This window comes from Tsuneonella sediminis (assembly GCF_051912845.1).
Classification (GTDB): Bacteria; Pseudomonadota; Alphaproteobacteria; order Sphingomonadales; family Sphingomonadaceae; genus Tsuneonella; species Tsuneonella sediminis.
Genome location: NZ_JBNCBU010000001.1, coordinates 2,038,475 through 2,052,631, shown reverse-complemented (window position 1 = coordinate 2,052,631; position 14,157 = coordinate 2,038,475). Strand labels below are relative to the sequence as shown.

Sequence of the window (14,157 nt, the reverse complement as noted above, 5' to 3'; positions counted from 1 at the left end):
GGACCCAGATTGAAAACGAAGATGTCCTAACGCGAGCGATCAAACTGGCGATATTATTTCGCGAAATCAGGTGTTTTGCCGACCGTCTGCGGAAAACAAATGGTGCCCAGAAGAGGACTCGAACCTCCACGCCCTTGCGAGCGCCGCCACCTGAAGACGGTGCGTCTACCAATTCCGCCATCTGGGCACCGGATGCACGGGGCAGCAACGCAGCCGCCCGGCAGGTAGGGGCGCGCCGATACGAAGGGGGCGCGCGCTTGTCAACGTGGCAAAACCAAGGACATTGCGATGCGGTCGCGTTTCCGGCAGGGCAAACCGCGCAATTCGGAGAAGCAGGACTACGATGGCCAAGACCCACCCTCTCGACGGCAAACTGGTAACCGTGGTCGGCGGCAGCGGCTTCCTCGGCGATCATGTCGCGCAGGCGCTTCTCTCGCGCGGCGCGCGCGTGCGCATCGCCAGCCGCCATCCGGAGAAGGCATGGCACCTGAAGCCGCTTGCCCAGCTCGGCCAGCTGCAGTTCGCCCGGTGCGACGCCACCAGGCCCGCCAGCGCCGCTGCCGCGGTCGCGGGCGCGGACGCGGTGGTAAACCTCGTCGGTACGTTCGAGGGTGATCTCGTCTCGACCATTGTCGACAGCGCCGAGAACCTTGCCAGGGCCGCGGCCGACAATGCCTGCGCCGCGATGGTGCATGTGAGCGCCATCGGCGCCGACGCCGAGTCGCCTGCGACCTATGCCCGGGCCAAGGCCGAAAGCGAGGACGCGGTGAGGCAGGCCTTTCCCGGGGCGACGATCCTGCGCCCCTCGATCCTGTTTGGCGAGGACGACGGTTTCATCAACATGTTCGCCGGGCTGATCTCGGTGTTTCCCGTGCTGCCGGTGTTCGCGCCGAACGCGCCGATCCAGCCGCTATCGGTCGAGGACGCGGCAAAGGCCGTGGTCGCCGCCCTCGCCGATCCCTCCACGCACGGCGGCAAGACCTACGAAATCGCCGGACCCGAACCCGTTACGATGCGCGCCTTGAACGAGCGGATAGCAAGAGCGCAGAACCGCAGGCGCGGTTTCATCGATGTGCCCGATGGTGTTTCGGCGTTTTTCGCGATGCTTCCCGGCACGCCGATGAACACCGACCAGTGGACCCTGCTCAAGGGGGGCAATCGACCCTCGGGACGATTCCCTGGGATCGAGGATTTCGGCGTCACCCCCCGCCCCCTCGGGCTGTTCCTCGACCGCTGGATGATCCGCTACCGCAAGCACGGTCGGTTCAACGAGAAGCTCGCCAGCTAGCTAGGACGCATCCTTCGGCGGCGCGGTCCCCTCGTCCGACAGGAGCGTGAGCGGCTCGACGATCAGCGTGCCCCCGTCGAAGCCGATGATCCGCACCCGCGCCCCGGCGGCGAGTTCGGGTCCGCGGGCGGACCATTCGCTGTCGCCCTGCCGCACGCGCCCTTCGCCGTGTTCGATCGCCACTGCGACCGTCCCGGTCTGCCCGACGAGTCGCCCCATCCGGTTGTTGAGCAGCGGATCGGTACTGGCGATCGGCTGCTCGGTGAGGATGCGCCGTGCCGCGAACACGATGATCAGCGATAGGAAGACAAAGTTGACGATCTGGAGCGCGATACCCGGATCGAACACGTAGACGAGCGCGCCGGTGGCGAGCGCTGCCAGTGCCAGCCAGATCAGGTAGACGCCGGGCACCACCATCTCGAACCCTGCGAGTACGAGGCCGATGGCGAACCACACCCAGTGCGCGTCGAGGCCCTCGAGCCAGTCCATCGCCCCGTCCTAGGCGTCGCCGCGGCCGGACCGCGGGACCGCGCTGCGCTGGCGCTGGGATGGCAGCGCCATACCCGACTGGCCGGCCTCCTGCGCGGAGGACGGCATGCGCGGCGCCGGCGCGGTCACATCGCCGGGCTTTACCGCCTCGCGGACGAGTTCGCCGATCCCGCCGAGCGAGCCGATGAGCTGGGTCGCCTCGACCGGGAAGAGGATAGTCTTCGCGTTGGGGCTGGTCGCGAACTTGCCGACCGCCTTGGTATATTCCTGCGCGATGAAGTAGTTGATCGCCTGGTTGCCCGACTGCGCGATCGCATCGCTGACGACGCGGGTCGCCTGCGCCTCGGCCTCGGCGGCCCGTTCGCGCGCCTCCGCATCGCGGAAGGCCGCTTCCTTCTTGCCCTCTGCGGACAGGATCGCGGACTGCTTCTCGCCCTCGGCGCGCAGGATGCGGCTCGCGCGCTCGCCTTCCGCCTCGAGGATTTCGGCGCGCTTCAGGCGCTCGGCCTTCATCTGGCGCGCCATCGCCTCGGAGATGTCGAGCGGCGGCCGGATGTCCTTGATCTCCACGCGGGTGATCTTGACGCCCCACGGCGATGTCGCGTGATCGACCACGCCGAGCAGGCGGGCGTTGATCTCGTCGCGCTTCGACAGGGTTTCGTCGAGGTCCATGCTGCCCATCACGGTACGCAGGTTGGTAGTCGTGATCGCCATGATCGCGTTGTAGAGGTTGTGCACCTCGTACGCGGCCTTGCCCGCGTCGAGCACCTGGAAGAACACCACCGCATCCACCCCGACCATGGCGTTGTCACGGGTGATGATTTCCTGTCCGGGAATATCGAGCACCTGCTCCATCATGTTCACCTTCTGGCCGACGCGATCGACGAAGGGGATGATGACGTGCATGCCGGGATCGGCGGCCTTGGTATACTTGCCCAGCCGCTCGATCGTGTAGACGTAGCCCTGCCGCACGACCTTGATCGCCGACATGATGAAGATGAACAATACCGCCACGACGAGCGCGAGCGTGATCAAGGGACCCATTGCATTCCTCCTGCCTCACCGCATCGTAGCGGGCACCCGGCCGCGGGCAAGCGAAACCGGAACGCCGCGACAGCGTCTTCCGGTCGACGGCACCCGCTGCGGAGCGAGGATTTCGAAAGAAGGCGCTTCCTCCTCTTTCCGGGGGGCTGCGCGGATGATCCGTTGCCCCGGACGGCGGCTGCCCCTACCCACAAGGCGATGAAGATCGAAAGACGCGCGCTCGCCGGCAGACCGGTCCGTCCGATAGGTCTTGGCTGCATGAACCTGTCGTGGGCCTATGGCGACCCGCCGCCGCATGCGGACCGGATCCGGCTGCTCGAGCGCGCGATCGAACTTGGCTACGACCATCTCGATACCTCGAACATCTATGGCCTTGGCCGCAACGAGACGCTGATCGGCGAGGCGTTGTCGAGCTGCCGCGATGCCTATCTGCTCGCCAGCAAGACCGGGATCGTCGTGCGCGAGGACGGCAGGCGCGGGATCGACTGCTCGCCCCGTGCCATGACCCGCTCGATCGACGAGAGCCTGGCACGCCTCAAGACCGACCACATCGACCTGTTTTACATGCACCGGCTCGACCGCACCGTGCCGATCGCGGACATGGTCGGGGCGCTTTCGCGCGCGATCGAAGCGGGCAAGATCGGCGGCTACGGCGTGTCGGAGTGGAGCGCCGCGCACATTCGCGAGGCACACGCGGTCCACCCGATGGCCGCGCTGCAAACCGAGTATTCGCTGTGGACCCGTCAGCCCGAGATCGCGGTGCTCGAGACGACGCGCGAACTCGGAATCGCATTCGTCGCCTTCTCGCCGCTTGCGCGGGGCGCGTTCGGCGGCGAACTCGGCGAGGATCCGGGATTTGGCGAGCGCGACATTCGGCGCGACATGCCGCGCTTCACTGGCGAATGCTGGAAGGCCAACAGGGCGCTGATCCTTCGCTTCGAAGCGCTTGCGCAAGCGGCCGGCGTCGCGCCGGCGCAACTGGCGCTCGCGTGGGTGCTTTCACGGGGACCCCACGTCCACGTCATTCCCGGCACGACGAGCATCGCTCACCTCGAGGAGAACTTTGCGACGTTGGCCCTCGACATCCCGTGCGAGACGCTCGCCGCCGCGGGCGCGCTGATCGACCAGGCGACAGTCAGCGGAAACCGTTACAGCCCCGCGATGCAGTCCTCCATCGATACTGAGGATTTCTCCTAGAGCGCCCCCCTGTAGAGCGCGAGCATCCGCGTCCACGCGCGGTCCGCCTGGACCGGGTCGTATGCCGGACTGTCGGGCACGCACCACCCGTGGTCGGCAGGATAGACCTCGATCTCGGCCCGAACGCCTGCCGCGTCGGCGGCCTCGCGCAGGATGGTCTTGGCCTCCGGCTGCTTGGCATCGTCGTTTTGCGCGATCGCGATCAGGTAGCTCGTTCCCTTCTGGAGCACGCGGTGGGGACTCGTCGGCCGGTCGGTCGCGAGGCCGCCCCCGTGAAAACTCGCCGCCGCCTTTATCCGGCCCGGCACCGCGGCCGCGGAGTAGATCGTATAGGGTCCGCCCATGCAGTAGCCCTGGTTGCCGACGCCGCGCCGCCTATCGACGGCATCCTGTCGGTCAAGCCACGCGACGAGCGCCTGCGCATCGCGCTCGACGGCATCGGGCTTGCCGGCTTTCTCGCGCCACGGGCCGACCTTTTCGAACCCCTTTTGCGCCATGAAGTCGGCGAAGTCGGCAAACTGGGGCGCGGCGACGTCGCGGTAATAGGGATTGGCGACCAGCACGGCGTAGCCCTCGCCCGCAAGGCGGCGGGCCATCGCCTTCTTCGCTTCGCGCAAGCCCGCGATATCCGGCCAGAGGATCACCCCCGGCGAAGGCCGGGAAGGGTGGACGAAAAACCCATCCATGGTGCCGTCTGCGGTGGGGACGGTCACCATCGCTTCGCTCAGCGCGGAACCCTCGTCCACACCGCTTTCCATCGACGTGCAGGCGGCAAGTCCGGCAAGGACACCCGTGGCGGCGAACTGCCGCCGATTCACGCCCCGGCGCGCGAAGTCTTCAAGATCGCTCTGGTTGCACATGTGCTCGGCCCTTTTTCGCACTTCCCCTCGTCCGGCAGCCTAGCAGCGGCATGGCGCAGGTCCAGCCGATTGGCGGTATGCCGGTCCGCGCATCGGCGATACAACCGGAGAACGCCGGAACGAGGGAGAGTCTCATGCCAAGGTTGCTGCCTCTAATGGCTGCGCTGGTGCTTGCCGCATGCGGCGGCGCGAAGGACGATGCTGCCGGAAGCTCTGGCGTGGCACCCCCCACCGTCGGCGTGACCGATGCGATGATCGCCGCAGCCGGAGGCGGCGAATGGCTGACCTATGGCCGCGATTACAACGAACAACGCTATTCCCCGCTGAAACAGGTGGACGTCGGCAGCGTCGACAGGCTTGGCCTCGCATGGTTCGCCGATCTCGACACGGCGCGGGGTCAGGAAGCAACGCCGCTGATGCACGACGGCGTGCTCTACATCTCGACCGCGTGGAGCAAGGTGCTCGCATTCGACGCCGCGACCGGCAGGCAGATCTGGGCCTACGATCCAAAGGTTCCCCGCGAAACGCTGGTGCGCGCATGCTGCGATGCGGTGAACCGCGGCGTCGCGCTCTACGGCGACAAAGTGTACGTCGGCACTCTCGACGGACGGCTCGTCGCGCTCGACGCAAAAAGCGGCAGGGTCGCCTGGTCCAAGCTCGTCGTGCCCGACCAGAAAAGCTATACCATCACCGGAGCCCCGCGCGCGGCGAAGGGGCTGGTCCTGATCGGTAGCGGGGGCGCCGAATACAAGGCGCGCGGTTTTCTTGCCGCCTTCGACTGGGCGACCGGCAAGGAGGTCTGGCGTTTCCACGTCGTCCCCGGGGACCCCAGGGACGGTTTCGAAGGCGAAGGCGTCAATGCACGGGCGATGGAAACCGCCGCGAAGACCTGGGGCGGCGAGTGGTGGACGCTGGGCGGCGGCGGCACCGTGTGGGATTCGATCGTCTACGATGCCAAGACCGGCCTGGTGCTGTTCGGCACCGGCAATGCAGAGCCGTGGAACCCGGCCGCAAACGACCGCGGCGAAGGCGACGCCCTGTATACCGCATCGGTGGTCGCGGTCGATGCGAGTACCGGGCAGTACCGCTGGCATTTCCAGGAAACGCCCGAGGACCGCTGGGATTTCGACAGCAACGCACCCATCATGCTCGCCGACCTCGAGATCGGCGGCAAGCTGCGACACGTCGCGCTCCATGCCCCGAAGAACGGCTATTTCTACGTCCTCGATGCCGAGACCGGCGAGTTCCTGGGCGCGAAGCCCTTCGCGACGCAGAACTGGACGACCGGAATCGATCAGAAGACCGGCAAGCCCGCGATCAACCCCGAGGCGCGCTACGAAAAGACCGGCAAGCCGTTCATCGCCCTGCCGAGCGGCATCGGAGCCCATTCGTGGCATCCGATGAGCATGAGCCCGCAGACCGGCCTCGTGTACATCCCGGCGAACGAGGTCGCCTACCCCTACCTTGCGAAGAAGGACTGGAAGGAAAGCGACATCGGCTTCCAGACCGGGCTCGACGGAGCACCGGTTGCCATGCCCGCCGACAAGGCGGTCCGCTCGCAGGCCGCCGCAGCCACGACGGGATCGCTCCTGGCATGGGACCCGGTCAAGCAGGCGAGCGCCTGGGTCGTGCCGATGAAGGGTCCCTGGAACGGGGGAACGCTGGCGACCGCGGGGGGACTTGTGTTCCAGGGCAACGCGGGCGGAGAGTTTGTCGCCTATGAGGCCGGAAACGGCCGCAGGATGTGGTCCTTTCCCGCGCAGACCGGAATCGTCGCAGCGCCGATGAGCTATTCCATGGGCGGTGAGCAGTATATCGCCGTGCTTGCCGGATGGGGCGGCGTCTGGGATCTCGTCGCCGGAACTCTCGCCGGGAAAGCGGGACCCGTTCGCAACATCAGCCGGCTGCTGGTGTTCAAGCTCGGAGCGGACAGGAAGCTTCCCGATCCGCCCCCCTTGTCGGAATCGGTGCTCGATCCGCCTGCGTTCAAGGGCAAGCCCGAACAGGTCGCCCGCGGTGCGGACCTGTATGCACGCTACTGCTCGGTCTGCCATGGCGATGCTGCGGTCGCTGGGGGGCTCGTGCCCGACCTGCGTCACTCGGGGGCGATCGGCTATCCCGACACCATGAAATCCATCGTCATCGACGGTGCGCTGTCGCACAACGGCATGGTCAGTTTCGCAAAGGCCCTGCGCGCCCCCGACGCCGAGGCGATCCGCCATTACGTCGTGAAGCGGGCAAACGAGGACAAGGCGCTCGAGGCGGGCGGCACCTAGCTACGCCGCTTCGGCGATTGCCCTTGGGTTGCCGCGTACCGGCTGTTAGGTTGCCCGACAAAACCGATTCCAATCCGCGGAGAGAGACCCCATGGCCCACACATATCCCTGCCTGATCGACGGCGAACTCGTCACCACCGATGCGACGCTCGAAGTGCTGAACCCCGCCAATGAGCAGGTCGTCGGCCTGGTCCCGGCGTGCGGCGGGGACGAACTCGACCGCGCAGTCGCCGCAGCGCGGCGCGCATTCGGGACCTGGCGCAAGACTTCGCCCGAAGAGCGGCAGAAGGTCGTCCAGGGCATCGCCGCGGCGATCAAGGGCAACGCCGACGAACTCTTCCGCCTCCTGACCACCGAGCAGGGCAAACCGCACGCGCAAGCGCAGCAGGAGATCTACGGCGCGGCCGGGCTCGTCGCGGCGCAGTCGACCCTGACGCTCGACGACGTGATCAACCAGGACGACGACACCCGCCTGTCGCGCACGCGGCGGGTTCCCGTCGGCGTGGTCGGCGGGATCGTGCCGTGGAACTTCCCGGTGATGATGGCGATGCAGAAGATTGCCCCGGCGCTGATCGCTGGCTGCACGATCGTGCTCAAGCCCTCCCCGTTCACCCCGCTGACCACGCTCAGGATCGCCGAGCTGATCAGGGACGTGGTGCCCGCGGGCGTCGTCAACATCATCACCGGCGAGGACAGCCTGGGCCCGCTCATCACCGGGCATCCGGACATCGACAAGATTACCTTCACCGGCAGCACCGCCACCGGCAGGAAGATCATGGAGGGCGCGTCGAAGGACCTCAAGCGCATCACCCTCGAACTCGGCGGCAACGACGCCTCGATCGTGCTGCCCGATGCCGACGTCGAGAAGGTCGCCGAGCAGTTGTTCTGGTCGAGCTTCTCGAACGCCGGACAGGTCTGCATCGCCGCCAAGCGGATCTACATCCACGAGGACATCTACGACGAGCTTAGCCGGGCGATCGCTGAGTACGCGAAGCAGGTGAAGGTCGGCGACGGCAGCCAGCAGGGTACTGGCGTCGGGCCGATTCAGAACAAGAAGCAGTTCGACCGCGTCTGCGAGCTGATCGAGGACGCCAAGGAGAACGGCTACAAGTTCCTCGTCGGCGGCGATGTCGACCCAAGCGGGACCGGCTACTACGTGCCGATCACGATCCTCGACAACCCGCCCGAGGACGCGCGGATTGTCGCCGAGGAACAGTTCGGCCCGGTCATGCCGCTGATGAAGTTCTCGACCACCGAGGAGGCGATCGAGCGCGCCAACAATTCCGAATACGGGCTCGCGGGCGCAGTCTGGACGAGTGATCCCGACAAGGGCGTCGAGATCGCCGAGCAGCTCGAGACGGGCACGGTGTGGGTGAACGAGTTCATGCATCTGTCCCCGTTCGCCCCTTTCGGCGGCCACAAGCAGTCCGGCTTCGGGGCAGAATACGGGATCGAGGGCCTCAAGGAATTCACATATCCGCAGGTGATCACCGTCCGCCGCAATGCCTTTGCCTGACCGGTGGGCAGCGTGCGCGCGGGGCCTTGCGCGCCCGCGCGCCGCGGTTCATCATCCACGCCGGAGGGGGGCCGGTGCATGGCGACCGTTGAAACCGAACCGTTCGAACAATTCGGCGCGCTGGTAGGTTGGACGCACGAGGATTTCGGCGACCGGGTCATGGTCAAGGTGCAGTCGAAACGACCGGGATCCAGCGGCACGCGGGTCGACGAGGTGCGCTATTTCATGACCAAGAACCAGGCGGCGGTCCTCGCGAATTACCTGTTCAGTATCTCCGGCAGGCTGCCCCAGCCTGCCAAGAAGCGCCGCTGGTTCGGCTGACGGAATGGCTTCGATCCTGGGCCTCGGCGGGCTTTTCTTCAAATCGGAAGATCCCGCGGCAACGCGCGAGTGGTATGCCCGCGTCCTGGGCATCGAATTCGACCATTGGGGCGGAACCGTGTTTCTGCCGCAGGTAGCCGCGGCCCAGCCGGGCGCCGGCACCGTGTTCTGCCCCTTCGAGGCGTCGACCGACTACTTCGAGCCGTCGGGCGAACCTTTCATGATCAACCTGATGGTCGACGATCTCGAAGGCATGCTCGAGCGCTGCGCCCGTCACGGCGTCGAGCCGGTCGCGACCATGATGGGCGAGGCGAACGGCGACTTCGCCCACATCATGGACCCCGAAGGGCGCAAGCTCGAGCTCTGGCAGCCCAAGCCGATGGAATGACGCTCAGCGGCGCGAAAGCGCCGCCTCGCTTTCGGCCATCAGTTGCGCGATGATCTCGGCCACCGGCTCCTCCGCCTTGACCATGCCGACCGACTGGCCAGCCATGAGGCTGCCGTTCTCGACATCGCCGTCGATCACCGCGCGGCGCAGCGCGCCTGCCCAGTAATGCTCGATCTGCAGCTGCGCCTCGGCCATCGGCAGGCTCTCGCTGTCGAGCAGGTTCGCGACCTCGCGCTGCTTGGCGCTGAAAGCCTCGGTCCCCTTGTTTCTCAGCGCGCGAACGGGGATTACCGGCAGCCGGGGATCGACTTGCACGCTCGCTACCGCGTCGCGCGCGCCGGCGCGGAAAAAAGCCTTCTTGAAATTCGGGTGCGCGATGCTTTCGGTCGCGCAGGCGAAGCGGGTGCCGAGCTGCACGCCCACCGCGCCCATTTCAAGATAGCCCGCGATCGCCTCGCCGCGGCCGATCCCGCCGGCGACGAAGACGAGGTGATCGGCCGAAAGCTCGGGCAGGAATTCCTGCGCCAGGACGCTGGTGGAAACCGGGCCGATGTGTCCGCCCGCTTCCATGCCTTCGATCACCAGCGCATCGCCGCCCGACCGCAGCAGCTTTTTCGCGAGCGCGAGCGTGGGTGCAAAGACGATTACCCGGGCATCGAAAGCCTTGATCGCCTCGACGCTACCCTTGGGCGGAATGCCGCCCGCCAGCACGACGTGGCCCACGCCGTGCCTGCCGCAGACCTCGATCAGGTCGAACAGCTGGGGGTGCATGGTAATGAGGTTCACCCCGAACGGCCTGTCGGTCATCGCCTTCGTTGCGGCGATCTCGGCGTCGAGCAGCTCGGGCGTCATGGCGCCGCACGCGATCACGCCGAAGCCGCCTGCGTTGCTGATCGCGGAAACGAGGTTGCGCTCCGACACCCAGCTCATCGCGCCGCACAAGATCGCGTATTCGGTGCCGAGGAACTCGCGGCCGCGCGCCATCAGCGCCGAGGTCTTGGGATAGCTGGTCATGGGCGAGGCGCATAGGCGCGCACCCGCCGGGCGGCAAGCGGGCCTAGAACGACTTGCGCAGTTCGAACTGGACCGTTCGCCCCAACGCGTCGCGGCGGATCTTCTGGTACGCCTGCGGCGCGAAACCGTCGGGATCGGTCACGCTCTGCCGGCGATTGAACACGTTGTCGCTCGCCAGCGTGACGCGCGTGCCCTTGGCCAGCTTGCTCTCGCGGAAGAAGTCACCGAGATCGCTGTAGAGCTTCATGTCGAGCGTAGTCAGCTGGCCGAAGTCGAGCAGCTGCGGGTTGGCAAGCGACCCATAGAGCAACCGGCTCGGGCCACGGCGGCGGAAATCCATCCGCGCCCCGGTACCGCCCCGGGTCAGCGCGAAGTTGGCGCTCGTGGTGCCGCGCGGCTGCGCGCCCCCGAAGCCGATCGCGGCGCCGCCCAGCAAGTCGATCACCGGCAGGCCCGGGCGGATGACCGAAGTGTTCGACAGCAGTTCGGTGTGCAGGAGGGAGACCTGCAGCTTGGTCTGCTTGGTGCGATAGGCCGGCCGGCCTTCGCTTGCGGGGACGCGCCGCGGCGGCGCTCCAAGCGGCAGCGTGTAACGCACGCCGAGCCGCAGCCGTTCACTGCGCTCGCGGGTGAGGTTTATCGACCGGCTGTCGACAAGGATGAGCGTGCCCGAGGCATCGCGCACGAACCGGTCCGGAAACGCGGCGAGCACGGCCGGGCTCGGCTCGGGCAGCGCGCCGATCTGGTTGCGCAGGTCATCGACGCTGTATTCGGCGTCGAGCTGCATGTTGTAGGCCTTCCACGGCGTCGCCGTCAGAGCAATGCTGCGGGTGCGGCGGTCCTCGGGCAGGAGCCCGGCGACGCCCCCGAAGATCGCGGTCACGTCGACCGATTCACCGGTCACCGGGTCGAAATAGGGAAGGTCCTCCACCCGCGTCGCCGGGGCCGCCAGCAGGAACGGGCTGATCGCGGATTCGTCGCGGGTCGTCCGGGCCACGAGGCGCAGCCATTGGGCGGGCTGCCAGTTCAGCGACAGCGCGTTGCGGCTGAGCGATCCGAAGCCTTCGAGATCGACGTAGCCGACGTCGATGGCGACGTCGCTGTCACCCAGACCGCCCAGGGCGTTACGGTCACGGGAAGTCAGCGGCAGCGAGAGCCCCCCGCCTACGGTGAACTGGTGCTGGTCGAGCCCCTGGGTTCCGCTGGTGGTCGAGGTGCCCCGGTACGAATCCCACGCGTACGAGGTGGTCGCGCGCGCCTCGAGCGGGCCGGCCCACAGGTCGACGAGCGCGCCGGACGCCTCGGCCGAAATCGATGCCGTGAGGGTACGGCTGCGGTTGCGGCTCTCGGTAAGGGGGATTTGCGCCGCCAGCGTGCCGTCGAACGGGTTGGTCGTATTCGCCAGCGGAGACAGCGGCCCGGCGAAGGCGAACGCCGAGTCCGTTTCGCGCCGGTCGAACCGCGTGTTCAGGCTTCCGCGCCATTGCCCGATGAGCGCGTTGAGCGTCGTCGAGAAGTTCTGCGAGTTCGACTTCGACCGGCTGAGCAGCGGGCGATCGGGATCCTCGAGGTAGAGCGTCACCGGCACGCCGAACGGCGAGAACGCGTTCGCGGCGGGGACCGTTATCCGCGAGCGGACGAGGCCCGTCAGGCTGCGGCTGTCGCTCCAGCTCGCGCCGGCGTTGAACGACAGCGAGAACCGGTCGTCGAGCTGCCGGTTGCCCGACAGCGACAGGTTGATCGGCCGCGAGGCGCCGCGCAGCGAGCGGAAATCGGCGCGGTTGCTGGCATTGAGCGTGTTGGCCCCCGGCACCAGCGCGGCAAGCGTGGGCGCGGCCAGCCCCGCTGGCAGCGCGACCGTGGTCACCGGGCGGCCGGCAAGCGCGCTGAGCGCGGGGGAGACCTCGGCCCGGCCGAATGCGGGCAGAACGTTGCCCGCCGGCGCGTAGTACGTATCCTCGGTGCGAGGCACGAACGGCCGCTCGCTTTCCAGAAGGAAGCCCGAATCGCCACCGGTGAGCGACAGGTTCAGGCGGTTCTGGCCCTCGATGCGGGTCAGCTGCAACGCGCCGCGGACGTTCGACCAGCCGCCGTCGGTGGCGATCTCGTCGCTCGCGGTGACGACCGCGGTGCGCAGCTGGCGCTTCAGCACCACGTTGTAGGCGCGCTGTCCGGGCGCGCCGTTGACGCGCTGCGCGGCGCCGCGCGGCAAGGTCTCTATCCGCTGGATCGCCTCGGGCGGCAGGTCGGAAATGTCGCCGGCATCGGCCACCGGGCGTCCGTTGACGAGGAAGGCGGGGTTCTCGTCGCCGTTCTCCTCGCGGATCGCGTCGAGCACCTCGCCCACCGAGCCGGCCGCATACGAGCCGACGGCATCCTCGTCGTAGGTCTGCTCGACCGCGAAATCCTTGAGACTGGCGATGATCGCCCGGTCCCCGATGACGACGATCGTGCCGGGCGGGTCCGGGTCGGGGTCGGTGGAGGCTGGAGAGGGGGTAGGAGTAGGTGCTGGGGCTTCCTGCGCCACCGCGGGCCCGGCCAGCGCGATCGCGGCCGCCCCAAGCCACAGCGTCAAGGGTGCGCCGCGGCGGCGCCGGTTGCGGGCTTTGCTGTACATCCGCTTCGACCTCTGCCCCTGAAAAGGAACGCCCCGCCGGTTATGCACCGGCGAGGCGTAGTCTTGAAGTTCTTCCTGTCGGTTAACTCACGGGCAGCGAATTCGACGGGATGGGAGTTCCCGGCGGAATCCCGTTGAAGGTCGCAGTCGAGCACGCACCGCCAAGACCACCGTAGCCATTCTGTGCGCGCCATTCGCCGCCCTTCGATCCGGGCGAGATGCACACCACAGCGTGACCCAGCGCATTCGTATCGAAGTAAGTGTGCGGGCCGGCATTCGGATCGAGGAACGGTCCGTAGGTTTCCGGATCCGAAGTCTGCTCGATCGGGGCAAAGGCGCCCACTAGCCCAAGATCGTCCAGGGTGAAGAAGCCAGGCGCTCCCGGGATGGTAGTGTCGACAACACAGTTGCCTCTTGCTTGTCCGTAGTTCGGGTGGTCGAAGTCGTCGTCGAAGCGCGAACAGTCGTCGTTCGCCGGGCTACCGGGCTTCAGCTTGTAGGTGAACCGGGCCGGAGTAGGCGGCGTCCACTCATGCTCCGTGACGTCGCACTGGTACGTGAACGTCGTCGTCACGGTGCCGTCGATATTGTACTCGACCGAATTGTTGCTCCACGTTTCCGAGCTTGCGCGCACGTCGGTCGCGAAGATGTTCGGGCTCTTGCCGTTGCGGCGAAGTTGGGTCGACTGAGACGCATCGGGGCCATTCAGCGTCCGCGCGCTCGTCAGGTCCGGAGTCCAGGTGGTTTCATCGTTTACGCGCGTGGCCGGGTCGAAGACCGGGTCGGCATCGACACCGTCGAAATCGACTTCAAAGGAATAGTACGTGCTGTTGAGACTGGGCGTGATGGGACCGTAATTGGTCGTCACGAAAGCCGCGCAGTTCGCCTGCATGATCGCGGCATTGCTGGGGGTAGGATCGGCCGCATACGCGGGAGTAGTAAAAATCGGCGAGAGCGCGGTGGCGCACACCGCCACAAGGGCAATGGACTTCTTCATGGCTAGTGCCTCCAGTTGGGCCCTCGCCGGTATTTCCGTGCTGAAGGGCAACCAGGCAGCCCGCGACTCGAAAGTGCTGCCGGTAACCGAAGTTACTACGCCGTTAGTCTGTGCCTTACCAGCGACAAACCGCAGCTCGTGCCAAATTAA

General features: G+C 66.8%; 12 protein-coding genes and 1 tRNA gene. 6 read left to right on the top strand and 7 right to left on the bottom strand.

Going from position 1 to position 14,157, the window contains the following annotated elements; translation table 11 throughout:
• Positions 1-100 precede the first annotated feature (100 nt).
• Positions 101-187, bottom strand: a tRNA-Leu gene (locus ACPV3N_RS10370).
• Positions 188-343: 156 nt separating this feature from the next.
• On the opposite strand from ACPV3N_RS10370, the gene ACPV3N_RS10365 reads away from it, so the two are divergent.
• A complete protein-coding gene (locus ACPV3N_RS10365) occupies positions 344-1,288 on the top strand; it encodes an NAD(P)H-binding protein (protein ID WP_440117292.1) in 945 nt (314 codons plus the stop codon).
• On the opposite strand, the gene ACPV3N_RS10360 is transcribed toward ACPV3N_RS10365, so the two are convergent.
• Positions 1,289-1,777 (bottom strand): NfeD family protein, encoded by a 489-nt coding sequence (locus ACPV3N_RS10360; RefSeq protein ID WP_440117290.1) that lies wholly within the window; start codon positions 1,775-1,777, stop codon positions 1,289-1,291.
• 9 nt (positions 1,778-1,786) lie between these two features.
• Complete coding sequence (locus ACPV3N_RS10355; RefSeq protein ID WP_440117288.1) at positions 1,787-2,821, bottom strand: SPFH domain-containing protein; 1,035 nt, start codon at positions 2,819-2,821, stop codon at positions 1,787-1,789.
• A gap of 198 nt (positions 2,822-3,019) precedes the next feature.
• Here ACPV3N_RS10355 and ACPV3N_RS10350 point away from each other — a divergent pair, with 198 nt between their 5' ends.
• The gene (locus ACPV3N_RS10350; protein WP_440117286.1) at positions 3,020-4,018 is read left to right on the top strand and encodes an aldo/keto reductase; all 999 of its coding nucleotides are present in this window, start codon (positions 3,020-3,022) and stop codon (positions 4,016-4,018) included.
• On the opposite strand, the gene ACPV3N_RS10345 is transcribed toward ACPV3N_RS10350, so the two are convergent.
• Positions 4,015-4,878 (bottom strand): dienelactone hydrolase family protein, encoded by an 864-nt coding sequence (locus ACPV3N_RS10345; RefSeq protein WP_440117284.1) that lies wholly within the window; start codon positions 4,876-4,878, stop codon positions 4,015-4,017. The two genes, ACPV3N_RS10350 and ACPV3N_RS10345, sit on opposite strands and share 4 nt — an antisense overlap.
• Positions 4,879-5,012: 134 nt before the next feature.
• On the opposite strand from ACPV3N_RS10345, the gene ACPV3N_RS10340 reads away from it, so the two are divergent.
• From ACPV3N_RS10340 to ACPV3N_RS10325, 4 genes are all read left to right on the top strand, one after another.
• On the top strand, positions 5,013-7,154 hold the full coding sequence (locus tag ACPV3N_RS10340; protein ID WP_440117282.1) for a PQQ-dependent dehydrogenase, methanol/ethanol family: 2,142 nt from the start codon (positions 5,013-5,015) through the stop codon (positions 7,152-7,154).
• 91 nt (positions 7,155-7,245) lie between these two features.
• A complete protein-coding gene (locus tag ACPV3N_RS10335) occupies positions 7,246-8,670 on the top strand; it encodes an aldehyde dehydrogenase family protein (RefSeq protein WP_440117280.1) in 1,425 nt (474 codons plus the stop codon).
• Between the two features lie 78 nt (positions 8,671-8,748).
• On the top strand, positions 8,749-8,991 hold the full coding sequence (locus ACPV3N_RS10330; protein WP_440117278.1) for a hypothetical protein: 243 nt from the start codon (positions 8,749-8,751) through the stop codon (positions 8,989-8,991).
• Positions 8,992-8,995: 4 nt separating this feature from the next.
• Complete coding sequence (locus tag ACPV3N_RS10325; protein ID WP_440117276.1) at positions 8,996-9,379, top strand: VOC family protein; 384 nt, start codon at positions 8,996-8,998, stop codon at positions 9,377-9,379.
• A 3-nt stretch (positions 9,380-9,382) separates the two neighbouring features.
• Here ACPV3N_RS10325 and ACPV3N_RS10320 read toward each other — a convergent pair whose 3' ends face one another.
• The 3 genes from ACPV3N_RS10320 to ACPV3N_RS10310 form a co-directional block, all read right to left on the bottom strand.
• On the bottom strand, positions 9,383-10,393 hold the full coding sequence (locus ACPV3N_RS10320) for an NAD(P)H-dependent flavin oxidoreductase (protein WP_440117274.1): 1,011 nt from the start codon (positions 10,391-10,393) through the stop codon (positions 9,383-9,385).
• A gap of 43 nt (positions 10,394-10,436) precedes the next feature.
• The gene (locus ACPV3N_RS10315; protein WP_440117272.1) at positions 10,437-13,010 is read right to left on the bottom strand and encodes a hypothetical protein; all 2,574 of its coding nucleotides are present in this window, start codon (positions 13,008-13,010) and stop codon (positions 10,437-10,439) included.
• An 82-nt stretch (positions 13,011-13,092) separates the two neighbouring features.
• Positions 13,093-14,007 carry a cytochrome c family protein gene (locus ACPV3N_RS10310; protein WP_440117270.1) on the bottom strand — a complete coding sequence of 305 codons (915 nt, stop codon included), beginning with the start codon at positions 14,005-14,007 and terminating at the stop codon, positions 13,093-13,095.
• Positions 14,008-14,157: the final 150 nt, after the last annotated feature.